Source organism: Mycobacterium ulcerans subsp. shinshuense (assembly GCF_002355775.1).
Lineage (GTDB): Bacteria > Actinomycetota > Actinomycetes > Mycobacteriales > Mycobacteriaceae > Mycobacterium > Mycobacterium marinum.
The window spans coordinates 3,502,605-3,528,226 of sequence record NZ_AP017624.1 but is presented as its reverse complement, the minus strand read 5'-3'; the positions used below and the strand labels follow the sequence as shown (position 1 = coordinate 3,528,226).

The following is a 25,622-nucleotide window of genomic DNA, read 5'->3' as shown; positions in this document are numbered from 1 at the left end:
GCCATGGCGTCGGAGACCAAGGCCGAAACCACAGCCAAAAACGACAAGAAGGGCGCTTCGGCGGTCGAACTCACCGAAGCCTCCGAGGGCTCGGCCGAACTGAGCGGCTCGGGCAGCGAGAAGGCCACTGGGCTGCCGCACCACAACCTGCTCTCCCGGCTCTACACCGGTACCGGGGCCTTCGAGGTGGTGGGACGGCGCAAGCTCTGGTACGGCATCAGCGGGGCGATCATGGCGATCGCGATCCTGAGCATCATCGTGCGCGGCTTCACGTTCGGGATCGATTTCAAGGGCGGCACCACGGTGTCGTTCCCGCGAGGCGACAGCCAGGTCACTCAGGTCGAAGAGGTTTTCCACAACGTCGTGGGCAGCGATCCCGAATCGGTCGTCACCGTGGGTAGCGGCGCTTCGGCGACCGTGCAGATCCGATCCGAGACGCTGTCCAACGAACAGACGGAAAAGCTGCGCGACGCCCTGTTCGACGCGTTCCACCCCAAGGGGGCCGACGGCAAGCCCAGCAAGAAAGCCATCAGCGACGCCGCGGTATCGGAGACCTGGGGTGGGCAGATCACCAAGAAGGCGGTGATCGCCCTGGTGGTGTTCCTGGTGCTGGTCGCCATCTACATCACCGTGCGCTATGAGCGGTACATGACGATCTCGGCGATCGCGGCGATGATTTTCGACCTGACCGTTACCGCAGGGGTGTACTCCCTGGTGGGCTTCGAAGTCACCCCAGCCACCGTCATCGGACTGCTGACAATCCTCGGGTTCTCGCTCTATGACACCGTGATCGTGTTCGACAAGGTCGAAGAAAACACGCACGGCTTTCAGCACACCACTCGGCGCACCTTCGCCGAGCGGGCCAACCTGGCGGTGAACCAGACATTCATGCGCTCGATCAATACCAGCCTGATCTCCGTATTGCCGGTGCTGTCACTGATGGTGGTGGCGGTCTGGCTGCTGGGCGTCGGGACGTTGAAGGACCTGGCGCTGGTGCAGTTGATCGGCATCATTGTGGGCACCTACTCATCGATCTTCTTCGCCACTCCGTTGCTGGTGACCCTGCGTGAGCGCACCGAGCTGGTGCGGTCCCACACCCGCAAGGTGATCAAGCGTCGCACTCCGGCTTCGCGTGCGGCCGGCGAGCGCGCCGAAGCCGATGCCGAGTCGGGGCAGGAGCTCACCGAGACCACCGCCGCCGAGACATCGACAGAGACTGCGCGCCCGAATGAGAAGGCTGACGCGAAGCCGGCCGCATCGAACAAGCCGGCGCCAGGTGCGCGCCCGGTGCGCCCCACCGCTACCAAACGTCCGACCGGCAAGCGCAACGCCGGCCGTCGGTAGTCGCGATGGCCAGCTGTCGTCGTGAACGCAACTTCAGCCGGTGGTCGGGATTGCGCAACGTCCTGCGGCGCGGTTTCGGGGGCAATGGGCACAAGATCGCCGCTGTCGGCGTCGCCGCGCTGGCTGCGGCATCCTCGCTGAGCGCGTGCTCGGGTAGTGCGGCGGGGCAGATCGACTATGTGGTTGATGGTCCGCTGCCCACCTACAACACCAACACCGTCACCGGAGCCGCATCCGCCGGAGCGCAGGCATTTGCCCGAGTGCTGACGGGGTTCGGGTACCACGGACCCGACGGCCAGGTGGTGGCCGACCACGACTTCGGAACGATCTCGGTAGTGGGCGGCGCGCCCTTGGTGCTCGATTATCAAATCGCCGACGATGCCGTCTATTCCGATGGCAAGCAGGTGACTTGTGACGACCTGGTGCTGGCCTGGGCCGCAGAATCCGGGCGTTACGCGGGTTTCGATGCCGCAACGCAGGCCGGTTACGTCGACATCGCCAACATCGAATGCACGCCCGGGCAGAAGAAGGCCCGAGTGTCCTTCATTCCGGATCGCGCGGTCGTCGACTACGCCCAGCTGTTCACCGCGACATCATTGATGCCGTCGCACGTCCTGGCCGATGAGCTTGGCATCGACGTCACCGCGGCGCTGCTGGACAACAAGGCTCCCCAGGTGGAGCAGATCGCGCGACTGTGGAATACCACCTGGGATCTCAAGCGGGGTGTGGATCTCAAACACTTCCCGTCTTCGGGGCCGTACAAGATCGAGTCGATTCTCGACGATGGTGGCGTGGTGCTCGTCGCCAACGACCGTTGGTGGGGCGCCAAGGCGATCACCAAGCGGGTCATCGTCCGGCCGCAGGGGGCCGACATCCAAGACCGGGTCAACAATCGTGACGTCGACGTCGTCGACGTCGCGGCCGGGTCCTCGGGGACCTTGACCACCCCCGACAATTACCAGCGCACGGATTCGCCATCGGAGGGAATCCAACAGCTGATCTTCTCGCCGAAGGGGCCGCTGGCCGATGTTCGGAATCGTCGCGCCGTCGCGTTGTGTACGCCACGGGACGCGATTTCGCGCGACGCCGGAGTTCCGATCGCCAACTCGCGGCTCAATCCGGCCACCGAGGACGCCATCGCCGGGGCCGACGGCACCGCGGAGGGGGGCAAGTTCACCAAGGGTGATCCGGGCGCCGCACGCGATGCGCTCGGCGGTGTGCCGCTGACCCTGCGCATCGGCTACCACGGGCCCAATGCACGGCTGGCGGCCATCATCGGCGCCATCGCCAAATCGTGCGGGCCGGCCGGCATCTCGGTTTCTGATGTGACGCTGGACACAGCGGGGCCCAGGGCGCTTCGGGACGGCAAGATCGATGTTTTGCTGGCCAGTACCGGTGGGGCCTCCGGTAGCGGGTCCACGGGTTCGTCGTCGATGGATGCATATGACCTGCACAGCGGTAACGGAAACAACCTGTCGGGCTACGCAAATCCGCAAATTGACGGCATCATCAGTGCACTTGCGGTGTCCGCTGATCCGGCAGAGCGTGTCAGGTTGCTCGCCGAGGGGGCGCCGGTACTCTGGGATGAGATGCCAACGTTGCCGTTGTATCGGCAGGAGCGCATGTTGCTGATGTCAAAAAAGATGTATGCCGTGAGCAGGAATCCGACTCGCTGGGGGGCAGGCTGGAACATGGACCGATGGGCGTTGATGCAGTGACAGATTTAGTGGTAACTGGGCGGGGTAGCGCCCCCGTCGCGGATCTGATCTCGTCGCTTACCAGGGACGTGGCAGATTTCCCCAAGCCTGGCATTCAGTTCAAGGATCTGACTCCGCTGTTTGCCGACCGTGAGGCGATGGCTGCGGTGATCGACGCGCTGGCCGACATTGCGGCCGGCACCGACCTGGTGGCCGGTATCGAGTCGCGTGGGTCGCTGGTTGCCGCGGCCCTGGCCGCACGCCTGGGCACCGGCGTGCTGTCCATTCGCAAGAGCGGCAAGCTGCCACCGCCGGTGCTCACCGAGGAATACGACAGGGAATATGGCGCTGCCAGCATGGAGATTCCCGCCGACAGCCTCGAGCTGCGGGGCCGCAGCGTGATGATCATCGATGATGTGTTGGCCACGGGTGGGACCCTCGGGGCGGCAACGCGCTTGCTGGAGCGCACTGGCGCCAGGGTGACCGGGGCGGCGGTGGTGGTCGAACTGACGGCGCTGCGCGGTCGCGAGGCGATCGCGCCGTTGCGGGTGCACAGTCTGAGCCGGGCCTAGTCTGCGCCGGCAGCGGCCGAGAACGAGCGGGGCAAGTCCAACTTTGGAGATATCCTCTAGGTCGGAGGTGACGACGGTTGCCGATGACCAAAGCACGACGCAGGCAGTCGTGCCGTCCGTCGAGTCGCCACCGGTGGTAGAGGCGCCCGAGGCGGCGCCGGCTGAGACCCTCAAGACAACCAGCAGCGCCTCCCGTCGGGTGCGTGCCCGGCTGGCCCGCCGGATAACCGCTCAGCGCAGCGCCATCAACCCGGTTCTGGAGCCATTGGTGGCGGTGCACCGCGAGGTGTACCCCAAGGCCGACCTTTCGCTGCTGCAGCGGGCTTACGAGGTCGCCGACCAGCGCCACGCCGGCCAGTTCCGGCATTCCGGTGATCCTTACATCACCCACCCGCTGGCGGTTGCCAACATCCTGGCCGAGTTGGGCATGGACAGCACCACCCTGGTGGCGGCGCTGCTGCACGACACCGTCGAAGACACCGGATACACCCTCGAGGCGCTTTCCGAAGAGTTCGGCGAGGAGGTGGGCCATCTTGTCGACGGGGTGACCAAGCTGGACCGGGTCGTGCTCGGTAGCGCCGCCGAAGGCGAGACCATCCGCAAAATGATCACCGCCATGGCTCGCGATCCGCGGGTGCTGGTGATCAAGGTGGCCGACCGGTTGCACAACATGCGCACCATGCGCTTTCTGCCCCCGGAGAAGCAGGCACGCAAGGCCCGCGAGACATTGGAAGTCATTGCCCCCCTGGCGCATCGACTGGGGATGGCCAGCGTCAAGTGGGAGCTCGAAGACCTGTCGTTCGCCATCCTGCATCCCAAGAAGTATGACGAGATCGTGCGCCTGGTGGCCGGCCGAGCGCCGTCGCGCGACACCTACCTGGCCAAGGTCCGTGCCGAGATCATCGCCACGCTGAGTGCATCGAAGATCAAGGCCACCGTGGAGGGGCGCCCCAAGCACTATTGGTCGATCTACCAGAAGATGATCGTCAAGGGCCGCGACTTCGACGACATCCACGACCTGGTCGGCATCCGCATCCTGTGCGACGAGATCCGGGACTGCTATGCCGCTGTGGGCGTGGTGCATTCGCTGTGGCAGCCGATGGCGGGGCGGTTCAAGGACTACATCGCCCAGCCCAGATACGGTGTGTACCAGTCGTTGCACACCACCGTGGTCGGCCCGGAGGGCAAGCCGCTGGAGGTGCAGATCCGCACCCGCGACATGCACCGCACCGCCGAATACGGCATCGCCGCGCACTGGCGCTACAAAGAGGCCAAGGGCCGCAACGGTGTTCCCCATCCACATGCGGCATCCGAGATCGACGACATGGCGTGGATGCGTCAACTGCTTGACTGGCAGCGGGAGGCCGCCGACCCGGGCGAGTTCCTGGAGTCGTTGCGTTACGACCTTGCCGTACAAGAGATTTTTGTGTTCACACCCAAGGGTGATGTCATCACCTTGCCCACCGGATCGACACCGGTGGACTTCGCCTATGCGGTGCACACCGAGGTTGGCCACCGCTGCATCGGCGCCAGGGTCAACGGGCGGCTGGTGGCACTGGAACGCCAGCTGGAAAACGGCGAAGTGGTAGAGGTTTTCACCTCCAAGGCGCCCAATGCCGGGCCATCGCGGGACTGGCAGCAGTTCGTCGTCTCGCCACGCGCCGAGACCAAGATCCGGCAGTGGTTCGCCAAAGAGCGGCGTGAGGAGGCGCTGGAGGTGGGTAAGGAGGCGATTGCGCGCGAAGTGCGCCGCGGTGGGCTTCCGTTGCAGCGCTTGGTCAATGGCGAGTCCATGGGGGCGGTTGCCCGTGAGCTGCACTACACCGATGTGTCGGCGCTCTACACCGCCATTGGCGAGGGGCACGTGTCTGCCCGCCATGCCATGCAACGGCTGCTGGCCGAGCTTGGCGGCATCGACCAGGCCGAGGAGGAGCTCGCCGAGCGGGCCACGCCGACCACCATCCCGCGCCGTCCGCGCAGCTCCGACGATGTCGGGGTCTCGGTGCCCGGTGCCCCGGGCGTAATGACCAAGCTGGCTAAGTGCTGCACACCGGTTCCCGGCGACAACATCATGGGTTTTGTGACCCGCGGTGGCGGAGTCAGCGTGCATCGCACCGACTGCACCAACGCGGAGTCGCTCAAACAGCAGTCCGAGCGCATTATCGAGGTGCATTGGGCGCCGTCGCCGTCGTCGGTGTTCCTGGTCGCCATTCAGGTGGAGGCACTGGACCGGCACCGGTTGCTGTCGGATGTGACCCGAGTGCTGGCCGACGAGAAGGTCAACATCCTGTCGGCGTCGGTGACCACCTCGGGTGACCGGGTGGCGATCAGCCGGTTCACCTTCGAAATGGGCGACCCCAAGCACCTGGGGCATCTACTCAACGTCGTGCGCAACGTGGAGGGCGTGTACGACGTCTACCGGGTGACTTCGGCCGCCTAGAGACGGCCTGGAGCCGCCTAGCGGCGGCTACCGAGGCCGTTCACGGCGCTTTCCGGCTAGTCGAGGAACACCGACTTGATGGTCACATCAAGTGCTGGCGGTCCGTCCTCGCCGCCACCGGCGAGACCGGCCTTGGCGATCTTGTCCAGCGTTTCCAGCCCGTCGGCTTGGATGGTGCCGAACACGGTGTACTGCGGCGGTAGCTGCGAGTCGCGATAGACCATGAAGAACTGGCTGCTGTTGGTATCCGGGCCGGCATTGGCCATGGCCAGGGTGCCGCGCGGATAGATCACCGGCTGGCGCAGTGCCGGGTCGTTGGGCGGGTACTGGTCGGTGGGGTACTCGTTGGCGAATTGGTAACCCGGACCGCCCGTTCCGTCGCCCTTCGGGTCGCCGCACTGCAGCACCGACAGCGTCGGCGAGGTGGTCAGCCGATGGCACTTGGTGTCCTTGAAGAAGCCCTGCTGCGCCAGGCTGGCGAAACTGTTTACCGTGCAAGGTGATTCGTTGTTGGCCAGCATGAGGCCGACCTTTCCTTGGCTGGTCATCATGCTCGCGCTCACCTGGGCCGGTTCGGTCGGCACCTTGCCCGACCGCGGCGGCTTGGCCGGCTTGGCGGCCTTGTCCGGGGATGCCGGGTATTGGCAGTTGGCACCGAGGTTGGCCGAAGGCTTGAACGCCGGCAGCGGCGGTACCGAGTCGTCGGCGGGTGCAGCGGCGGAGCTGGTCGGCTCGGAACTGCTGGGGCTCGCGGAGGCGGTGGTCTTGTGATCGCCCTTGTTGATCACCACAACGACCACTACGGCGGCGATCACGGCGACCGCGGCCACTGCGCTACCCACGATCATCAGGATCCGCCGGCGCTTGGCCTGCTTGGCGCGGCGCTCCAGCTGCCGCTCTAGTTTGCGCTTGGCTGTGGCACGTCGCTGCTGGTTGGTCGGCACGGCCGATGTCCTCCCTGCTTGTCCGGTGAATGTCCTCCCTGCTTGTCCGGTGAATCGGGCCGAGTGGCCAGCCCAGGCTAATGTCAGCGCCGAAACCCTTGTCAAGCACCCCACGGTGTTGGCCCATATCGTCGCCGGTCCGCGGGAATGGGAAACTGGGAATCGTGTTGATCACCGGATTTCCCGCCGGCGTGTTGCAGTGCAATTGTTACGTGCTGGCCGAGCGGCCTGGAACGGACGCTATCATCGTCGACCCCGGCCAGCGTGCGATGGGCCAACTGCGTCGCATTCTGGACAAGAACCGGCTGACTCCGGCCGCGGTGTTGATCACCCACGGGCACATCGACCACATGTGGTCCGCTCAGAAGGTCTCGGATACGTTCGGCTGTCCGACCTACATCCATCCCGAGGACCGATTCATGCTCAAAGACCCCATCTACGGCCTGGGGCCGCGGGTGGCACAGCTGTTCGCCGGTGCCTTCCTCCGTGAGCCCAAACAGGTCGTCGAACTGGACCGCGACGGCGACAAGATCGACCTCGGCAACATCTGCGTCAACGTGGATCACACACCCGGGCACACCCGCGGATCGGTGTGCTTTCGGGTGCCGCAGGCGGCCAAAGATGACCGCGACGTCGTATTCACCGGCGACACGCTGTTCGAGCGCTCCATCGGCCGCTCCGATCTGTTCGGAGGCAGCGGCCGTGACCTGCTGCGTTCGATCGTCGACAAGCTGCTGGTGCTCGACGACAAGACCGTGGTGCTTCCCGGGCACGGCAACTCCACCAGCATCGGCGCCGAACGGCGCTTCAACCCGTTCCTGGAAGGGTTGAGCACGTGACGGAATTCTGTGCTCCCAAAGGCGTGCCGGACTACGTGCCACCGGACTCGGCGCAGTTTGTGGCGGTGCGCGACGGCCTGGCGACGGCCGCCCGCCGGGCCGGCTACGGCCACATCGAACTGCCGATCTTCGAGGACACCGCGCTGTTTGCCCGTGGCGTGGGTGAATCAACCGACGTGGTGTCCAAAGAGATGTACACGTTTGCCGACCGTGGTGACCGTTCGGTGACGCTGCGGCCCGAGGGCACCGCTGGGGTGGTGCGGGCGGTGATCGAACACGGCCTGGACCGTGGGGCGCTGCCGGTCAAGCTGTGTTACGCGGGTCCGTTCTTCCGCTACGAGCGTCCGCAGGCCGGCCGGTATCGCCAGTTGCAGCAGGTTGGCGTGGAGGCGATCGGGGTGGACGATCCGGCGCTGGACGCCGAGGTGATCGCCATCGCCGACGCGGGCTTCCGTTCGCTGGGGCTGGACGGGTTCCGGTTGGAAATCACTTCGCTCGGTGATGAGACCTGTCGGCCGCAGTACCGAGAACTGTTGCAGGAGTTTCTGTTCGGTTTGGACCTCGACGATGAGACCCGCCGGCGCGCTGCACTCAACCCATTGCGGGTGCTCGACGACAAGCGCCCGGAGGTGCGGGCGATGACCGCCGAGGCCCCGGTGCTGCTCGACCACCTCTCCGATGTCGCCAAGCAGCACTTTGACACGGTGCTGGCGCATCTGGACGCGCTCAGGGTGCCCTATGTCATCAACCCGCGCATGGTGCGCGGGCTCGACTACTACACCAAGACCACCTTCGAATTCGTGCACGACGGGTTGGGCGCACAGTCCGGCATCGGTGGCGGGGGCCGCTACGACGGCCTGATGAAGCAGTTGGGCGGGCAGGACCTGTCGGGCATCGGGTTCGGGCTGGGTGTCGATCGGACGATGCTGGCGTTGCGCGCCGAAGGCAAGAGCGTGGGGGAGAGCGCCCGCTGCGACGTGTTCGGGGTGTCATTGAGCGAGCAGGCGAAGCTGACGCTGGCGGTGCTGGCCGGGCAGCTCCGGGCCTCGGGTGTTCGCGTCGACCTCGCCTACGGTGACCGTGGGCTCAAGGGCGCGATGCGTGCGGCTGACCGCTCCGGTGCGCGCGTTGCGCTGGTCGCCGGGGATCGCGACATCGAGGCGGGCACGGTCGGGGTGAAGGACCTCGGTACCGGCGAGCAGGTATCGGTGTCGACGGATTCGGTTGTCGACGACGTGATTTCCAAGCTCGGAGGCTAGCCCGGCCGCGCCCCCGTCGGGGCGATCGCCGTTCGTGTCGTACCCCCGTGGCAGTATCGAATGTATGTTCGAATCCTGGTACGTCAGTCGTGCGACATCCGAGTCGGCGGCGTTGCTGGATCGGGTGGGTGAGGCCGCGCGGTCAGAGGCGCAGTCAGCGGCCGGGCGCCTGGTGGCGATCGGGGAGTTGTTCGTACTGCGGTGCCGCGAGTCGGGGGAGCGGGCCCAGTGGGCAACCGATACCTGGGAGGCGGTCGCCGCCCAGGTCGCGGCCAGGTTGCGCTGCAGCGTGGCGATGGGGGCGAGCTATCTGCGCTATGCGATGGCGATGCGGGATCGGCTGCCGCTGGTCGGCAAGGTGTTCGAGTCCGGTGACATCGACTATCGGAGCTTTCAGACAATTGTGTTTCGCACCGATCTGATCGCCGATGCCGACGTGTTGGCCAAGGTGGATGCCCAGGTGGCGGCGCTGGTATCGCGTCGCCCCTCGCTGACGCGCGGTGGGCTGGGCGCGGCGGTCGACCAGATTGTCACCAAGGTCGATCATGACGCGGTGCGCCAGGCGCACAAGGCGGCCTCGGACCGGTACGTCGACGTCATTGGGAATGGTTCGGGAATGGCCTGGGTGGAGGGCAGTGTGGTTGCCACCGCTGGGCAAGCCCTTGATCGGCGACTCGATGAGTTGGCGGCCACCGCGTGTGCGGCCGATCCGCGCACGCGCAAGCAGCGGCGCGCCGACGCGTTGGGGGCGCTGGCCGCCGGTATCGAGCGGCTGGTGTGCGGTTGTGGGTCGGCTCAGTGCGCGGTGTCGGAACCGGAGCGTTCGAGCAACATCGTGATACATGTCATTGCCGAGCGGGCCAGCGTCGAGGGCGCGGGGACCGCGCCGGGCGTGCTGGCGGGGTCGGAGTGGCTTGTCCCGGCCGAGTTGGTCGCCGAGCTAGCCAAGTCCGCCAGGCTGGTGCCCGTGATCCGGCCGGCCGAGATTGCCGAACCGAAATACACCCCATCGGCGCAACTGGCTGACTTTGTGCGCTGTCGCGACCTCACTTGCCGGGCTCCCGGGTGTGACCGCCCGGCCGCCGACTGCGACGTCGACCACACGGTGCCCTACGCGGCTGGCGGCCTCACGCACCCCTCGAACCTGAAATGCCTATGCCGCAAACACCATCTGCTGAAGACGTTCTGGGGTTGGCGCGACCAGCAGTTGCCCGATGGAACCGTGATCTGGGGTCTGCCCGACGGGCATGTCTATGTCACCACCCCGGGTAGCGCGTGGTTGTTCCCCTCGCTGTGTGCACCCACCGGCCGCGTGCCCACGAGGTCGGCCGCGCAGGGCGCTTGTGGCGACGGTCGGGGCGCGATGATGCCCCAACGGCGTCGCACTCGGGCTCAGCAACGGGCCCATCTGATCGCTACCGAACGTCGTCGCAACCGGCAGGCGCGCCAACCCCGCACCGTGTTCGCGCAGGGTTCGGACTTGCAGACCCGCACCTGCGCCGCTGCCGAGGAACCGCCGCCCTTCTAGCTGGCTCGTTGCGCCGTCAAAGATGCGTGCAAGCGATGTACTTCGTTCTGTGTTGTCGAGCTCAGACGACTATCGCTGCGACCTGAATTCCGGTAGCAAGCCACCTTTCGCGAACTTCATCGAGTTCATGGGCGGGTCGGCGCCGGCTTCATTGCAAACGCCACCGCCGAGACCCGCCTGATGCGCGCTCGACGGGCAGGTCTAGGTGACTATCCCGGGCGGCAAAAGCGAGTTAGTCGGGCGCTTGACTAGAAATCGAACTAGTGTTCGAATATGTGGTATGCGCTGGTGTGCCCAGGCCCTGGCGGTCAACGGGGAGCCCGTCGATGACGGAGCGCTACCCGGGCTGCAGCGCATCGGGTTGGTTCGAAGCGTCCGTTCGCCGCACTGCGAGGGCATGACGTTTCATGAAGTGCTCTGCAAGTCCGCGCTGAACAAGGTGCCCAACGCCGCCGCGTTGCCTTTCCGCTACACCGTCAACGGCTACCGCGGCTGCATGCATGCCTGTCGTTACTGTTTCGCCCGTCCCACCCATGAGTACCTCGACTTCGACTCGGGTGCGGATTTCGATACCCAGATCGTGGTCAAGACCAATGTCGCCGAAGTGCTGCGCCGCGAGTTGCGCCGGCCATCGTGGCGGCGCGAGACCGTCGCGCTCGGCACCAACACCGATCCCTACCAGCGCGCGGAGGGCCGTTACGCGCTGATGCCGGGAATCATTGGCGCGCTCGCCGGATCGGGAACCCCGCTGTCCATCCTGACCAAGGGCAGACTGCTGCGCCGGGATCTGCCACTGCTGGCCGAGGTGTCCGGGCAGGTGCCGGTGTCGGTGGCCGTGTCGCTGGCCATCGCCGACCCGGACCTGCACAAGGAGATCGAGCCCGGCACGCCGGCCCCGCAGGCCCGGCTGGGTCTGATCGCCGCAATCCGCGACGCCGGTCTGGATTGTCATGTGATGGTTGCCCCGGTATTACCGCACCTCACCGACTCCGCTGCGCACCTCGATCTCTTGCTCGGCCAGATCGCGGCGGCCGGTGCTACCGGTGTCACGGCTTTCGGGCTGCATCTGCGCGGAGCGACGCGCGGTTGGTTCATGTCCTGGCTGGCCCGGGCGCACCCGGACCTCGTCGGCACCTATCGGGAGCTGTACCGGCGCGGCGCCTACTTGCCGCCGTACTACCGCGACATGCTCAGGCAACGCGTGGCGCCACTGGTCGCCAAGCATCGGCTGGGCGGTACCCCGCGCGCGTCCTCGCCGGTCGCCGAAGCGGAGGTCATGCCCGTTCCCGAGCAGGCGACCCTATTTTGACGCGGCGTTAATCACCACGCGGCTTGGTCAGCGTGAATTCGTCGACAACCGTGGTCGCCCCGAACAACCCGGTCACCGCGTAGTGCGTCGCCTTGATCGATGTGTGGCCGCCGGGTTGGCCGGGATCGACATCGAAGGCCGCAAAGCCGTAGGGGTTGTCGTGGTCACGGAACGCCGACCATGGTGCGTCCTCGAGCACGTAGATCGATGGCCGGGACCGCTCGCCGGGATCGTATGGGCCGACCGCGGTCACGACCCGGCAGCGGGGTTCGGGGAAGAACAACTGGTTGCTGGTCAGCGACCGCCCCCCGCAACCGATGACCAGGTGCACCGTTCCCCGGGTCGCGTCGATCACGTCACCGCGGGTGTCCACGGGGATCGGCGTTCGGGTCTGGGTGTCCATCGCGCCGCGCAGCGGATGTGACCGCTCGTAGTGGTGCTCATGGCCGCACAACACGAGATCGACCTCGTATTGGTCGAACAACGGCAGCCACTCCTGTCGGATGCCCAGGTCGGCGCCGTTGAAATGATCGGCGGTCGAGATGGCCGTCTGGTGCATGCACACGATCACCCAGTCGACCGCCGGGTCGCGGCGCGCCGCGGCGAGTTCGGTTTGCAGCCAACGTCTTTGCTCACCACCCGAATAGCCGTGTACGTAGGAGCTGCCGGCGTCCTGAAAACACACATCATCGTTGCTCAGGCTGATCACCCGCACCGAGCCGGCGGTGAAGGAGTACCACAGCCCGCGCAACTCCTGGCTGGCCCCAGAGCCGGGCACCGAGAAATAGGTTTGGTAGGCGCCGTAACCGATTGGCCCATTGCCCAATTCATTTTCGTGATTGCCGGCCGCGGGCATCCATGGCCGGTAACGCGCTGAACGGCCGTTGGTTTCCAGCCAGTCCGACCAGGTGCGAATGCGGTCGTGTGCCATGTTTGCGTAGCACAGGTCGCCGTTGACCAGGTTGAACAACGGGGCCATGCGCTCGATCGCGATGGTGATGTCGCCCGCGGCAGGCGTTCCGCCGTTGTCGCTCACGTATCGACCGTCGGAGAACCTGCCCAGTGTTGGCGTGCCCTGATCCCCGAAGCTGGTGAAGCGCAGCGGTTTTCGCCCCAATGGCGCGGTTCGCACGGTGCCCAGTTGTGGATCCGCGCCGTCGTGGACCGCGGCGTATACGTAGTCGCTATCTGGTGTGAGGTTGGTTAGCCGGGCGTGGTTGACGCGAACCTCGGTATTGGACTTCGCATCCCGATAGGTTCGGGTCTCGGCGCTGACGACGCGGCCGAACCCGGACGCGGGGGTTCCCAGCATGACTCGCGGATTCTGGACCGCGTCAACGCTGTGCCACGACACGACGACCTCGGTGGCGGCGTTCTTGCCATATTGCAGATGCAGACCGCCAACCGGTTGCGCGCTGGTGCGATCGGGCTGATACCAGACACTGGGACCGCGCCCGGGCCGCAGCAGTGCCGCCCCGCCCAGGCCGATGCCCGCTCCGACGGCAGCCGACGCAAGACCCGTCGTCAGCAACTTGCGGCGGCTGGGTCCCACGGGTTGCGGGTCATCGGGTTGATCCAGATCGTCGGGCATTACTGCCTTCATACCCCAGTCGGGTTAACACCGGTTGGCTAGTGCAGGTGCGGCTTGAGTAGTGCGGCCTGTCCGATGCGCGCCGGATTCGTCGCCAGCCACTCGCGGGTGGCCTGGTGCGAGCGCAGGATAAGGGTTGCCGATTGCGAGAAGTCGGCTCCGGATATGGATACCGGACAAAGCGGCCGAATGACGCGCAGATCGACGGTCTGCTCGAAGCGCTCGATATCGACGGCGAGGCGGTGGTTGACCGCCAGCGTCATCGCGTGCAGGACCATTGTGACCGCCGAGGCTGGCAAGGTCTGCAGATCGCACGAATAGCCGGTCGGCAATACCCAGATCTTGTCGGCCCCCAGCGCCACCGCGTGCGACACCGGGGTGTTGTTCACCACACCGCCGTCGATGAGCTCACGCCCGTTGATGCTGACCGGGGGGAATATCCCGGGAATGGCTGCGCTGGCTGCGATCGCATCGACGGCGTTGCCGGAGGACAGCAATACGTCGGTGCCGGAGATGACGTCGGTGGCCACCACGTGCAGCGGGATCGGTGCATCCTCGAGATTGGTGAATTCAAGTTCCCTGCTGAGGATGCGCCGCAGACCCGTGTTGGGGACCAAGTGCTGGCGCCGGCCGAGGAAGCCCATCACCCCGGTGATCGGTTGAGTGGGAAATACCTCTTTTCGGGTGAGGGACCGCCACAATCCGGCCAGAGCCCGAATCCCGGCAGCATCGGGCCGCGACGCGATCCACCCACCGTTGAGCGCGCCGACCGAGGTGCCGATGATCAGGTCTGGTGTGATGCCTTCGTCGGCCAAGGCTTGCAGCATCCCGACCTGTATCGCTCCGAGGCTTGCGCCGCCGGACAAGACGAATGCGGTGGTCACGCTTGCATCGTAGGGACGATTACCCGCCATGTCGGACGAATTGCGGACCGCGGCCATCGGTAACGAATCCGGTAGCGTTTTCGATATGATGAACGTGCGAAAGAGGGCGAGCGCGGTCTCAGTGACGGGGGCGGTGGTCGCGATTGCCGCGGTGGTAGCTACGCCCGCGATCGCTCATGCAGATCCAGCTGGGCATCAGGTGACTTACACGGTCACGACCACCAGCGATCTGACCGCCAACATTCAGTACATGAATGTCGATCCGCCCAGCCAGTCGGCGTTTGATGCCGATTCCTCGAAATACCTGACCTCCGTGCACACCCCGATCACCGGCGGCCAACCGTTGGTCTACACGGCCACACTGCAGAACCCGAGTCAGTGGGCCATCGTCACGGCCAGCGGTGGCCTTCGGATCAATCCCGAATTCCACTGCGAGATCGCCGTCGACGGACAGGTGGTGGTGTCGCAGAACGGTGGCAGCGGAGTCACCTGCTCGACCCGGCCGTGGTAACGCTCCGCTAGTCACCGGCCGCCGAGTTCGGCCCCCGCGACCACCACGACTTCGGCCCGTTCGGTGCCGACCGCCCTTAGCTTGTGGCCGACCGAGGCGTCGAAGTAGGCGCTGTCGCCGGTACCGAGCGTGATGGTCTGGTCGCCGTAGTCGAGTTCGACGCTGCCCGTGTGCACAAAGACGAACTCCTGGCCGGTGTGCTCCGGATGCGGACCGTCGGAGGCGCAGTCCTGCCCGGCGGTCGGCCGAACAACAAACGGCGACATGGTTTTTCCAAGTTGCGTCGACGCCAGCACGTGGTAGCGCCCGGATTGGGGCCCTAGGCGGTCGTGGGCGCGGTCGACGGTGATCGTCTCGTGGGCGGACTCGTCTGAGAAGAGCCGCCCGACGTCGACGTCGAGTGCCCGCGCGACCTTGAGCGCCACCGCGATCGAGGGCGTGCTCTGTCCCCGCTCGATCTTGGACAGGTAGCTCTTGGTGAGCCCGGCCCGCTGGGCGAGTTGTTCCAGGGTGAGCCCGCGCTGCCGGCGGACCGCGCGCAGCAGTGCTGTCACTGTCCAGCTCCTAACTCGCCAAAATTCGAGGACACAAAGTATCCTATAGTGCTACTATCGTGTCATATCAACGCTATGCAAGGGAGCCTCGGATGGCAACCACTTTCTCCGATTCCAAGTCCGAATTGATGCGACGGGCCCAGGAACGCCTCGATGCCCAGACGCCCGAATCTCAGCTGACCATCCGGCAAAAGGTCGCGTTGACCTGCCGGGCATTGTTCGACGCCGGCCACGATTCCGGTCTGGCCGGGCAGATCACCGCGCGTGCGCAGCGGCCCGGCACCTATTACACCCAACAACTCGGCTTGGGATTCGACGAGATCACCGAAGACAACTTGCTGTTGGTCGACGAGGACCTCAATGTTCTCGAGGGCTCCGCAATGGCCAACCCGGCAAATCGATTTCACAGCTGGATCTACCGCGAACGGCCGGACGTGCAGTGCATCGTTCATACCCATGGGTTCCACACCGCGGCGTTGTCGATGCTGAAGGTGCCGCTGGTCGTTTCGCACATGGACACCACGCCGCTCTATGACGACTGCGCTTTCCTCGCCGACTGGCCAGGCGTGCCGGTGGGTAACGAGGAAGGCGAGATCATCAGCGCCGCATTGGGAAACAAGAAGGCGATCCTTCTTGCGCACCACGGGCAGTTGATAGCCGGCGTCAGCATCGAGGAGGCCTGCACGCTGGCGGTCCTGATCGAACGCGCCGCCAAACTGCAACTGGCGGCCATGAGTGCGGGAACAATCGCCGAACTACCGGACCAACGGGCCCGCGAGGCTCACGATTGGACCCTGACACCTTCCCGCAGCCGGGCGAACTTTGCCTACTACGCGCGTCGCGCACTGGCCCGTCACCCCGATGCGCTGAGCAGCTGATTGGTCAATCCGTTCACCAAAGCCAAAGGAGCCAGCTATGGCAGAACCTGGTGCGCCCACGATTCACGGGATCATCGCCTACCCGGTCACGCCCTTTACCGCCGAGGGCGACGTCGATGCGCGCCGGCTGGCGGCACTTGTCGATCGGCTGGTGTGCTCGGGAGTCCATGCGATCGCCGCGCTGGGCAGCACCGGGGAACTGGCCTACCTCGACGAGGCCGAGTTCGATACCGCGGTTGACACCGCGGTCGCGGCGGTCAGCGGCCGGCTACCCGTTGTCGTGGGCGTCTCGGATGTCACTACTGCCAAGACCATTCGGCGCGCGCGCTACGCGCAACACGGCGGTGCTGACGCGGTGATGATCCTGCCGGTGTCCTACTGGAAGCTCAACGAACACGAGATCTTCCAGCACTACCGCAGCGTTGGCGACGCCATCACCATCCCGATCATGGCTTACAACAACCCGGCCACCAGCGGTGTGGACATGCGCCCCGAACTGTTGGTCAGGATGTTTGAAAGCATCGACAACCTCACCATGGTCAAGGAGTCCACCGGCGACCTGTCCCGGATGCGGCGCATCGCCGAACTCAGTGGCGGCCGGCTGCCGTTCTACAACGGCTCCAACCCGCTGGTGCTCGACGCGTTCAAAGTTGGTGCCGCCGGATGGTGCACGGCCGCACCCAACTTGTGGCCCCAGCCATGCATCGATCTGTACGAAGCGGTGTGCGCCGGGGATCTGGAGAAGGCCCAGATTCGCTACGACGACCTCAAGCCGCTGCTGGAGTTCATCGTCGCGGGCAGGCTGGCCACCACGGTGAAAGCCGGTCTGGGGCTGCTCGGATTCCCGGTCGGGGATCCGCGCCCGCCGTTGCTGCCGCTCGACGAGCACGGACGGGCCAAGCTGGGCCGCCTACTAGCCGGCTGCTGAGCCGCGAAGCGATTGGTCGGCGTCGGTTGCGTTATTGGGCAACCGATCTCTAGCCCAGGTTGGTGGCGCTGAAGGTGTCACATTTGTTGGGGTCGCCGGTCTGATACCCGACGGTGAACCACTTCTGCCGTTGCGCCGAGGAGCCGTGCGTCCACGTCTCGGGGTTGCTGCGTCCGGCCACCTGCTGCTGGATGCGATCGTCGCCCACCGATGCCGCGGCTGAGAGCGCGTCTTGGATATCCTTGTCGCTCAACGGCTCCAGGAAGGGGACGCCGGTACTTTCTTGCCGGACGGTAGACGCATAGTGTGCCCAGACCCCCGCGTAACAGTCGGCCTGCAACTCGGTGCGCACGCCATTGCCCCCGGCGCCTTTGGCTCCCTGTTGGGCGCGGCCCAGCACGCCCAGCAGGTTCTGCGCGTGATGGCCGTATTCATGGGCCACCACGTATTCCTGCGCGAACGGCCCACCACTGGAACCGAATTCGGTGACAAGCAGCTGAAAGAAGTCGGTGTCGAAATATGCCGTCTGGTCCACCGGGCAGTAGAACGGGCCGACTTCGCTGCTGGCCGGCCCGCACCCGGTGCTGACCTGGCCGCTGAATAGGCGCAGATGCGGGCGAGTGTACCGATCGGGCATCAGCTGCGTCCATACCGCGTCCAGAGAGTTTCCGGTGGCCACCACCCGGCACTGCACGTACTTGTTGGCGTCGGCGCCCGTCTTGCACTGGCTCAGGTCGAATCCGGGAGCCACCACGTCGCGGTCGTCCATGGGTTGCTGGCTCAGCACGCCACCCGGATCGACACCGAGAAACATCGCGACCACGACGATCAACAGGCCGCCGATGCCGCCGCCGATGGCCAACCGGCCAAACCCGCCACCGCCCGAGTATGACGTGGCGCTGGTGTCGATCTGCATACCCTCGTTAAAGGTCATCGCACGCTCCAAATCTGGCCCGCCGTCGGGCTGGGCGCTGGGCTACCCGGGCGGCACCAGCCTAACGCTGCTGCGGCACCTCGAACCGGGCGTCGGTGTAACTGCGCAGTTTGCGTAAGAAGCGCCGTAATCCCAGTTTGAGCAGCGGACCGAACAACATCATGCCCAGCCGCGCCGGGCCGGCGGGCTTTTGCGCCATGGTCCAGGTCAATCGGCAACCGCCCGGGATGACCTCGACCCGGTAATCCTCGGCGAACGCCGCGACGGCCTGCGTCGAGCATTCATTGAACCGAAACGCCATGTGGCTGAACGGCTCCCAGGCGATGAACTCCTCGTTGCCGACCAGGCCCCCGCGCATCTCGACGGTACGTGTGGTGCCGACGCGGAAGGGCGGGGGACTGGTCCAGGTCACCTTGGTGATCACCGGTGCCCAGCTCGGCCAGGACTCCGCGTCGGAAAGCACCTCAAACAGCTGCTCGGGGGTGATGGCGAGGTCGACGCTGTTGCGGTAGAGAAAGGGCGCTTGACCGGAATCCGGGTCGACAAAGCTCAGGTCGACGCGCTCGCACGGGAACATGAACTAGACCCTAACCAGCTATCCGGGTCCGTCGCTGGCTGCGGCCAATAATGGCACCAGCACCTGGCTGATCGGGGTCGCCAGGCCGTGGGCGCGGGCCTTGCGGATGATCACACCGTTGCGCAGGTCCCATTCCAACCGCCGGTGGGCTTCTCGATCGGCCAGGATCGAGGTGCCCATGTCCTCGGGTGCGGATGCGAACAGATCAACCATCTCATCGATCACGTCGTCATCGAGTCGCGCGCCCTCGGCGCGTGCCACCGCCAGACATTCGGCGACGTAGTGACGAGACAGTTCGGCGATGTCGTCGCGCCGGAACATTCCGGAGCGCCGCCCGGACAGCGCCATCAGTCCGGCCAGCGCATTGAGTACGAGTTTGCGCCAGATGACGGTGGTGAAGTCGGGATCGCAGTCCACCCGGCAACCGGCGGCACGCAGCAACCCGGCCAGCGTCTCCGCCGCAGCCCCGGTGGGCAACACCAACGCGGCATCTCCGCGCAACCGTACCCAGCCGCCCGGCTGAGTCTCGGCCGCAAACCACACACTGCCCGCGACGATGGATGAGGACGGACAGTGCGGCTGCACCTGCTCGACTTGTTCGACACCGTTTTGCAGGACGGCTACCACGGTGTGCTCACCACACAGGCGGGCCAGCCATTCGCGCGCGGCGCCGGTCTGAGTGGCTTTGACCGCGAATATCAGCACATCGACCGGTCCGGACAGCTGCTGCGGGTCGGTGTGTACCGGACCGGGCACCACGATCGGAGATGCCCCGTCGGGCCGCAGCTCGATGCTGTCGCGAGCCGTGTGGCCGCACAGCAGCACCGGGTTCCCCGCGGCATGCAGCAGCGCGGCGACCGTCGTGCCGACGGCGCCGGGGCCTACGAATGCGATTCTGGGTGCGATGCAGCCAAAAGTACCGGGTTGGGTGGGCCAGTGGCCCGGCCCTCTAGACTGAGCAGTCGTTTTAGGTCGTTCCAAAGCCGGGTGAAGGGGAGTGTTTGTGCTGCGTAGCCACGCCGCTGGGGCATTACGGGATAGCGATGCCGGGCGACAGGTGACGCTGGCCGGTTGGGTGGCCCGCCGCCGCGACCATGGCGGCGTCATCTTCATCGACCTGCGCGACGCCTCCGGCATTGCCCAGGTCGTATTCCGCGAAGCCGACGTGTTGGCCCAGGCGCATCGGCTGCGTGCCGAGTTCTGCGTCGCGGTCACCGGTGTCGTCGAGATCCGTCCCGAAGGCAACGCCAACCCCGAGATCGCGACCGGCGACATCGAGGTCAACGCCTCTTCATTGACGGTGCTCGGCGAATGCGCGCCACTTCCGTTCCAGCTCGACGAGCCCGCTGGGGAGGAGTTGCGGCTGAAATACCGCTACCTCGACCTGCGCCGCGACGGTCCGGCATCGGCGATTCGGTTGCGTTCCAAGGTCAATGCCGCCGCCCGCGCGGTGCTGGCCGGACACGACTTCGTCGAGATCGAAACACCGACGATCACCCGCTCCACCCCGGAGGGCGCCCGCGACTTTCTGGTGCCCGCCCGGCTGCACCCGGGCATGTTCTACGCGCTGCCGCAAAGCCCGCAGCTGTTCAAACAACTGCTCATGGTGGCCGGGATGGACCGCTATTACCAGATCGCCCGGTGCTACCGCGACGAGGACTTCCGGGCCGATCGCCAGCCCGAGTTCACCCAGCTCGACATGGAATTGAGCTTTGTCGACGTCGAGGACATCATCGCGGTCTCCGAGGAGATCCTGACCGCGCTGTGGGCGCTGATCGGCTACCGGATTCCGACCCCCATCCCACGGATCAGCTACGCTGACGCGATGCGCCGGTTCGGGTCCGACAAACCCGACCTGCGGTTCGGCCTCGAACTCGTGGAGTGCGCAGAGTTCTTCAAAGACACCACATTCCGGGTGTTCCAAGCGCCCTACGTCGGCGCGGTGGTGATGCCCGGCGGAGCCTCGCAGCCGCGGCGCACGCTGGATGGCTGGCAAGAGTGGGCCAAACAGCGCGGTCACCGCGGGCTGGCCTACGTGCTGGTCGGCGAGGACGGGACGCTGGGCGGCCCGGTGGCCAAGAACCTGACCGATGCCGAGCGTGACGGACTGGCCGCTCACGTGGGCGCCAGTCCGGGGGACTGCATCTTCTTCTCGGCGGGACCGGTGAAGGCGTCGCGGGCGCTGCTGGGGGCGGCGCGCATCGAGATCGCCGAGCGGCTCAACCTGATCGACCCCAGCGCCTGGGAGTTCGTTTGGGTGGTTGATCCGCCCCTGTTCGAGCCCGCCGAGGACGCCACCGCCTCCGGCGACGTGGCCGTTGGATCTGGCGCGTGGACGGCGGTGCATCACGCGTTTACCGCGCCCAAGCCAGAGTTCGAAGACCGTATCGAATCGGACCCCGGCAGCGTGTTGGCCGATGCCTACGACATCGTTTGCAATGGCCACGAGATCGGGGGTGGATCGATCCGTATCCATCGTCGCGACATTCAGGAGCGGGTGTTCGCGGTCATGGGTCTGAGCAAGGCTGAGGCCGAAGAGAAGTTCGGCTTCCTGCTGGAGGCTTTCACCTTCGGCGCCCCGCCGCATGGCGGCATCGCGTTCGGGTGGGACCGGGTCAGCACGTTGCTGGCCGGAGCCGATTCGATCCGCGATGTGATCGCGTTCCCCAAAACCGGTGGCGGTGTCGACCCGCTTACCGAGGCCCCCGCGCCGATCACCGCCCAGCAGCGCAAGGAGGCTGGAATAGACGCCAAGCCCAAACAAGTTGAGGGGACATGACGCGAGGGATCCCCGACGCCGAGACGATCAAGGCGTTCAACAGCAACATCGTCGATGAGTTCCGGGCCAATGGGGGCAAGGTGGGCGGCCCGTTCGCCGGCTCGGATCTGTTGCTGCTCACAACCACCGGGGCCAAGTCCGGGCGGCCTCGGCTGGCGCCGCTGGTGTACCTGCGCATCGACGGCAAGATGTTCATCGTCGGTTCCTTCCGCCGGTGCCGATGTCGACCCGGCCTGGGTGCATAACCTCAGGTCCGACGCGCGTGCACACGTCGAGGTGGGTACCGACGCGTTCGACGTGACCGCCCGCGAACTGCCCCCGGCAGAGCGTGACGAGCTTTTTCCGAAGGTGGCCGCCGCCGCCGCGGGGTTCGGCGACTATCAAGCGAAAACCAGCCGGGTAATCCCCCTGTTCGAGCTGTAGCGGGCCTGATCGGGGTACCCGACACGACGTGGAGATTTCGCTACTGACCAGGGCGGCCGACGGAAGTCTCGCGGCCGTCCGGCAGCTGCGCACCGCCTTGTGGCCGATCACGCAGGCGTCGGTGACCGCCGGCCTGGCCTGGTTTCTCACCCACGATGTGCTCGACCACCCGCAGCCGTTCTTCGCACCGATCTCGGCCGCGGTGTGCATGTCGGCGACCAACGGTGCTGCGCGCGCGACGCGCCGTCCAGATGGTTGGCGGGGTGGCGCTGGGCATCGTTGTGGGTGCCGGCGTGCAAGCCGTCCTGGGCACCGGCCCAACCGCGATGGGCGTGGCGGTGTTCGCCGCATTGTCGGTCGCGGTCCTGGCCGTGCGCGGCTTCGTCGCCCAGGGCCTGATGTTCGTGAACCAGACCGCAGTTTCCGCGGTGCTGGTCCTGGTGTTCGCCCCCACCGGCGATGTGGTGGCCGAGCGCCTCTTCGACGCGCTGATCGGCGGGGGATTGGCGCTGGTGGTCGCGATGTTGCTGTTCCCGGCCGATCCGGTGCGGATACTGCGCGACGCGCGTACCGGCGCGCTGGCCGCCCTGCACGACACCCTGGTCGAGGTGATCAAGTTCATCGACAATCCCGGCGGCGCCGCTCCGGACTGGCTGCTGGCCACCTTCGACCGGTTGCACAACCAGCTTGGTGGGCTGATCGAGGCCCGCGCCACGGCGGTCTTGGTGTCGCGGCGGGCGCCCCGGCGGTGGGCCGCCCGCGACGCCATTGCCGACATCGAGCGGCAATCGGCGCGACTGGGGATGCTGGTCAGCGGCGTCTTGAATCTGGTCCGCGCCATCACCCGACTTCCTGAGCAACAGGTACCGCGCCCGGTGCGCATCGCGCTGGCCGAACTGGCCGCCGCGCTGGCCGTCGCCGACGACGAACCAGCGGCCGCGATCGCCCATGCCGCCGCTGCCCGCGATCGGGCCCAAGAATTGCTATCGCAGGCTCGCGACCGCACCGAGGTGGTGCTCGCCGACATCGTGGACGCATGCGGAGTCGATTTACAGCGGGTCATCGACGTACCCGGCGGCGACCATTGAGGAACGTCAACAGGACTTGGCTGACCCCGTCAGACACTCCTTTGCCAGCCTTTTCGGCGCCTGCGTCAGCCAGGCCTCGGTGAGCAGCTCCTCGAGGCCTATCGCCTCTATCTCGGATAACACCACCAGCACCGCCGGATACCCGTCGAAATGTGGGGTGGTGAAGTACACCGTCGGCTCGTCGGCGACCAGGGCGAACTTCACGCCTTCGTCGGCCACCCGGACGCCGAGAATATCGCCGTCTGGTGGTTGCCTGCCGGAGGCCGCCAAGGCCGCCAAGTCGGACTTGCGCAGCGGTCGCTCCCACGCCAACGGTTTCTTGCCGACCCGCCAGTTGTGCGCAGATCGCTCTTCTGTGAGCGGCAGCTCACTGACGATGCGCGCGACATCGCTCCAGGTCGCCATATGCTGATTGTGCTCCGGATGAGGTGCGCTCGGTGGCGCATTCGCCTGCACCGGACCCAGATGTGTTGTGATCAGCCTTGCTATTACCGGTGTGGTGATCGTGGTTGACGGTCGAGAAGTCAGGAGTCAGCTCTTGTCGTTGCTTTCCGACGCGTTGTTCGGCTCCCCGGACACCAAGCGCTATCGCGTCACGCACCGCACCGAATACCGCTACTCGGACATCGTGACCAGCTCCTACGGACGCGGGTTTCTGACCCCACGCGACTCGCTGCGGCAGCGTTGCGTCACACACCAAATCACCATTGATCCGACGCCGGCGGACAGCTCCACCAGCCGCGACACCTACGGCAACATCAGCTCCTATTTCCATGTCACCGAACCGCACCGGGTGCTGGGCATCACCAGCGACTCCATCGTCGACGTGGCACCGCCGGATTCCGGCCTCTACACCAGCGGGCCGGCATTGCTGCCCTGGGAAGCGGCCCGGCCCAGCGGCATGCAAGGGGCGCTGGCCGTCGACTTCGCGCTGGACCTGGATCCCGCCGAGATCACCGACGAGGTACGTGAGTACGCGGCCGTCAGTTTCCTGCCGGAACGTCCGTTGGTGGAGGCGCTGCGCGATCTCACCACGCGGATCTACAACGACTTCACCTACCGATCCGGGTCGACCACGGTTTCCACCCGAGTCAATGAGGTTCTGCAGGCGCGCGAAGGGGTATGCCAAGACTTTGCGCGGCTGGCGATCGCCTGCCTGCGAGCCAACGGGTTGGCGGCCTGCTACGTGTCCGGGTATCTGGCCACCGACCCACCGCCGGGAAAGGATCGGATGATCGGTATTGACGCCACCCACGCCTGGGCAGCGGTGTGGACACCCCAACAACCAGGCCAGTTCGAGTGGATGGGGCTGGACCCCACCAATGACCAGCTGGTCGATGAGCGCTACATCGTGGTAGGCCGGGGCCGGGACTATGCGGATGTGCCGCCGGTGCGCGGCATCATCTACACCAATTCGGAACACAGCGTGATCGACGTCGGTGTGGACGTGGTGCCGTTCGAAGGTGATGTGCTCGATGCGTGATTTCCACTGTCCCAACTGTGGCCAGCGCCTGACCTTCGAGAACTCCGCGTGCCTGTCGTGCGGCAGCGCGCTGGGCTTCTCCCTGGACCAGATGGCGCTGATGGTCATCACCGGGCGCGACCAAAGCGAACACGCCGGCGCGGTGGCCGCCGACGATTACCAGCTGTGCAAGAACCTGCACCTGGCCGAATGCAACTGGCTGGTTCCAGTCGGTCAGCGCGACGGTCTGTGCGAGTCCTGCGTACTGACCGTGCTGCGGCCCCACGACGGCGACACCGTGGGACTCACGGAGTTCGCCCGCGCCGAGGCGGCCAAGCGGCGGCTGATCGCCGAACTGCACGAGCTGAAGTTGCCCATCATCGGACGTGACGAGGATCCCGCCTACGGACTGGCATTCCGGCTGCTGTCCAGTGCCCACGAGAATGTGATCACCGGGCACGAAGACGGAGTCATCACCCTGGATCTGGCCGAGGGCGACGACGTGCACCGCGAACAACTCCGCGTCGAGATGGAGGAGCCCTACCGCACCCTGCTGGGCCACTTCCGCCACGAGATCGGGCACTACTACTTCTATCGGCTGATTGCCCCCTCCGATGACCATCTGGCGCGATTCAGGGAGTTGTTCGGGGACCCGGACGCCGACTACCAGGCTGCGCTAGACCGGCACTACAGCGACGGCGCCCCGGAGAATTGGCAGGAACGGTATGTGTCGTCGTATGCCACCATGCATCCCGCCGAGGACTGGGCGGAGACGTTCGCGCATTACCTGCACATCCGCGACACCCTGGACACGGCGGCCTGGTGCGGTTTCGCGCCGGCATCGGCAACCTTTGATCGGCCGGCGTTGGGCCCCAGCGCCTTTCCCACCATCATCGACATGTGGCTGCCGCTGTCGTGGTCGTTGAACATGGTCAACCGGTCCATGGGGCACGATGACCTGTATCCATTTGTGCTACCGGTCGCGGTCCTGGAGAAGATGCGATTCGTCCATACGGTCGTCGACCAGGTGACGCAAGCTCCGTGCGGTCCCGCCGCACTCAGCGGTTAGGGGAGGGCCTCG

General features: G+C 65.8%; 22 protein-coding genes and 2 pseudogenes. 16 read left to right on the top strand and 8 right to left on the bottom strand.

Annotation, left to right across the window (positions count from 1 at the left end; translation table 11 throughout):
* Window positions 1–3: 3 nt before the first annotated feature.
* The 4 genes from secF (at window position 4) to SHTP_RS15735 (ending at window position 6,053) form a co-directional block, all read left to right on the top strand.
* The gene (gene secF, locus SHTP_RS15750; RefSeq protein WP_096371096.1) at window positions 4–1,344 is read left to right on the top strand and encodes a protein translocase subunit SecF; all 1,341 of its coding nucleotides are present in this window, start codon (window positions 4–6) and stop codon (window positions 1,342–1,344) included.
* A 5-nt stretch (window positions 1,345–1,349) separates the two neighbouring features.
* Window positions 1,350–3,062 (top strand): ABC transporter family substrate-binding protein, encoded by a 1,713-nt coding sequence (locus SHTP_RS15745; protein ID WP_231991489.1) that lies wholly within the window; start codon window positions 1,350–1,352, stop codon window positions 3,060–3,062.
* The gene (locus tag SHTP_RS15740) at window positions 3,044–3,613 is read left to right on the top strand and encodes an adenine phosphoribosyltransferase (protein ID WP_015355866.1); all 570 of its coding nucleotides are present in this window, start codon (window positions 3,044–3,046) and stop codon (window positions 3,611–3,613) included. The genes SHTP_RS15745 and SHTP_RS15740 overlap by 19 nt, the downstream gene beginning before the upstream one ends.
* A gap of 67 nt (window positions 3,614–3,680) precedes the next feature.
* A complete protein-coding gene (locus SHTP_RS15735) occupies window positions 3,681–6,053 on the top strand; it encodes a RelA/SpoT family protein (protein WP_096371095.1) in 2,373 nt (790 codons plus the stop codon).
* 56 nt (window positions 6,054–6,109) lie between these two features.
* Here SHTP_RS15735 and SHTP_RS15730 read toward each other — a convergent pair whose 3' ends face one another.
* The gene (locus SHTP_RS15730) at window positions 6,110–6,997 is read right to left on the bottom strand and encodes a peptidylprolyl isomerase (RefSeq protein WP_096371094.1); all 888 of its coding nucleotides are present in this window, start codon (window positions 6,995–6,997) and stop codon (window positions 6,110–6,112) included.
* A 164-nt stretch (window positions 6,998–7,161) separates the two neighbouring features.
* Between SHTP_RS15730 and SHTP_RS15725 the strand changes: the two genes are divergently transcribed.
* The 4 genes from SHTP_RS15725 to SHTP_RS15710 all read left to right on the top strand — a co-directional run bounded on the left by SHTP_RS15725 (window position 7,162) and on the right by SHTP_RS15710 (window position 11,932).
* Window positions 7,162–7,836 carry an MBL fold metallo-hydrolase gene (locus tag SHTP_RS15725; RefSeq protein WP_096371093.1) on the top strand — a complete coding sequence of 225 codons (675 nt, stop codon included), beginning with the start codon at window positions 7,162–7,164 and terminating at the stop codon, window positions 7,834–7,836.
* Window positions 7,833–9,095 carry a histidine--tRNA ligase gene (gene hisS, locus SHTP_RS15720; protein WP_096371092.1) on the top strand — a complete coding sequence of 421 codons (1,263 nt, stop codon included), beginning with the start codon at window positions 7,833–7,835 and terminating at the stop codon, window positions 9,093–9,095. Before SHTP_RS15725 ends, hisS begins: the two co-directional genes overlap by 4 nt.
* A gap of 64 nt (window positions 9,096–9,159) precedes the next feature.
* A complete protein-coding gene (locus tag SHTP_RS15715; RefSeq protein WP_096371091.1) occupies window positions 9,160–10,623 on the top strand; it encodes an HNH endonuclease signature motif containing protein in 1,464 nt (487 codons plus the stop codon).
* Between the two features lie 280 nt (window positions 10,624–10,903).
* Window positions 10,904–11,932 (top strand): Rv2578c family radical SAM protein, encoded by a 1,029-nt coding sequence (locus SHTP_RS15710; RefSeq protein WP_096371090.1) that lies wholly within the window; start codon window positions 10,904–10,906, stop codon window positions 11,930–11,932.
* 7 nt (window positions 11,933–11,939) lie between these two features.
* Here SHTP_RS15710 and SHTP_RS15705 read toward each other — a convergent pair whose 3' ends face one another.
* Both SHTP_RS15705 and SHTP_RS15700 read right to left on the bottom strand, forming a co-directional pair.
* A complete protein-coding gene (locus SHTP_RS15705; RefSeq protein WP_096371089.1) occupies window positions 11,940–13,523 on the bottom strand; it encodes a purple acid phosphatase family protein in 1,584 nt (527 codons plus the stop codon).
* Between the two features lie 38 nt (window positions 13,524–13,561).
* Window positions 13,562–14,407, bottom strand: a complete 846-nt coding sequence (locus SHTP_RS15700; protein ID WP_172900557.1) for a patatin-like phospholipase family protein — start codon at window positions 14,405–14,407, stop codon at window positions 13,562–13,564.
* Between the two features lie 28 nt (window positions 14,408–14,435).
* Here SHTP_RS15700 and SHTP_RS15695 point away from each other — a divergent pair, with 28 nt between their 5' ends.
* Window positions 14,436–14,918 (top strand): Rv2576c family protein, encoded by a 483-nt coding sequence (locus SHTP_RS15695; RefSeq protein WP_172900556.1) that lies wholly within the window; start codon window positions 14,436–14,438, stop codon window positions 14,916–14,918.
* A gap of 11 nt (window positions 14,919–14,929) precedes the next feature.
* Here SHTP_RS15695 and SHTP_RS15690 read toward each other — a convergent pair whose 3' ends face one another.
* Window positions 14,930–15,472, bottom strand: a complete 543-nt coding sequence (locus tag SHTP_RS15690) for a helix-turn-helix domain-containing protein (RefSeq protein ID WP_012393918.1) — start codon at window positions 15,470–15,472, stop codon at window positions 14,930–14,932.
* Between the two features lie 92 nt (window positions 15,473–15,564).
* Between SHTP_RS15690 and SHTP_RS15685 the strand changes: the two genes are divergently transcribed.
* A complete protein-coding gene (locus tag SHTP_RS15685; RefSeq protein ID WP_096371087.1) occupies window positions 15,565–16,350 on the top strand; it encodes an aldolase in 786 nt (261 codons plus the stop codon).
* A gap of 37 nt (window positions 16,351–16,387) precedes the next feature.
* Window positions 16,388–17,278 carry a dihydrodipicolinate synthase family protein gene (locus SHTP_RS15680; RefSeq protein ID WP_096371086.1) on the top strand — a complete coding sequence of 297 codons (891 nt, stop codon included), beginning with the start codon at window positions 16,388–16,390 and terminating at the stop codon, window positions 17,276–17,278.
* A gap of 49 nt (window positions 17,279–17,327) precedes the next feature.
* Here the strand turns inward: SHTP_RS15680 and ypfJ are convergent, their stop codons facing one another.
* The 3 genes from ypfJ to SHTP_RS15665 all read right to left on the bottom strand — a co-directional run bounded on the left by ypfJ (window position 17,328) and on the right by SHTP_RS15665 (window position 19,695).
* Complete coding sequence (ypfJ, locus tag SHTP_RS15675) at window positions 17,328–18,212, bottom strand: KPN_02809 family neutral zinc metallopeptidase (RefSeq protein ID WP_096371085.1); 885 nt, start codon at window positions 18,210–18,212, stop codon at window positions 17,328–17,330.
* A gap of 61 nt (window positions 18,213–18,273) precedes the next feature.
* Window positions 18,274–18,789, bottom strand: a complete 516-nt coding sequence (locus SHTP_RS15670) for an SRPBCC family protein (protein WP_096371084.1) — start codon at window positions 18,787–18,789, stop codon at window positions 18,274–18,276.
* An 18-nt stretch (window positions 18,790–18,807) separates the two neighbouring features.
* Complete coding sequence (locus SHTP_RS15665) at window positions 18,808–19,695, bottom strand: oxidoreductase (RefSeq protein WP_231991619.1); 888 nt, start codon at window positions 19,693–19,695, stop codon at window positions 18,808–18,810.
* Window positions 19,696–19,786: 91 nt separating this feature from the next.
* Here SHTP_RS15665 and aspS point away from each other — a divergent pair, with 91 nt between their 5' ends.
* The 3 genes and pseudogenes from aspS to SHTP_RS15650 all read left to right on the top strand — a co-directional run bounded on the left by aspS (window position 19,787) and on the right by SHTP_RS15650 (window position 23,079).
* Window positions 19,787–21,568, top strand: coding sequence for an aspartate--tRNA ligase (gene aspS / locus SHTP_RS15660; RefSeq protein WP_096371083.1), 1,782 nt, complete (start codon window positions 19,787–19,789; stop codon window positions 21,566–21,568).
* Window positions 21,565–21,991 (top strand): annotated as a pseudogene (locus SHTP_RS15655) (nitroreductase family deazaflavin-dependent oxidoreductase). The gene aspS and the pseudogene SHTP_RS15655 overlap by 4 nt, the downstream one beginning before the upstream one ends.
* Before the next feature lie 28 nt (window positions 21,992–22,019).
* A pseudogene (locus SHTP_RS15650) lies at window positions 22,020–23,079 on the top strand (FUSC family protein).
* Between the two features lie 6 nt (window positions 23,080–23,085).
* Here SHTP_RS15650 and SHTP_RS15645 read toward each other — a convergent pair.
* Window positions 23,086–23,484, bottom strand: a complete 399-nt coding sequence (locus tag SHTP_RS15645) for an MmcQ/YjbR family DNA-binding protein (protein WP_096371082.1) — start codon at window positions 23,482–23,484, stop codon at window positions 23,086–23,088.
* A 133-nt stretch (window positions 23,485–23,617) separates the two neighbouring features.
* Here SHTP_RS15645 and SHTP_RS15640 point away from each other — a divergent pair, with 133 nt between their 5' ends.
* Window positions 23,618–24,562: a transglutaminase family protein gene (locus tag SHTP_RS15640; RefSeq protein ID WP_086084675.1), complete on the top strand. Its 945-nt coding sequence runs from the start codon at window positions 23,618–23,620 to the stop codon at window positions 24,560–24,562.
* Entirely contained in the window at window positions 24,555–25,610 is a 1,056-nt protein-coding gene (locus tag SHTP_RS15635) for a zinc-binding metallopeptidase family protein (protein ID WP_015355849.1), read from the top strand. The genes SHTP_RS15640 and SHTP_RS15635 overlap by 8 nt, the downstream gene beginning before the upstream one ends.
* The last annotated feature ends 12 nt before the right edge of the window (window positions 25,611–25,622 follow it).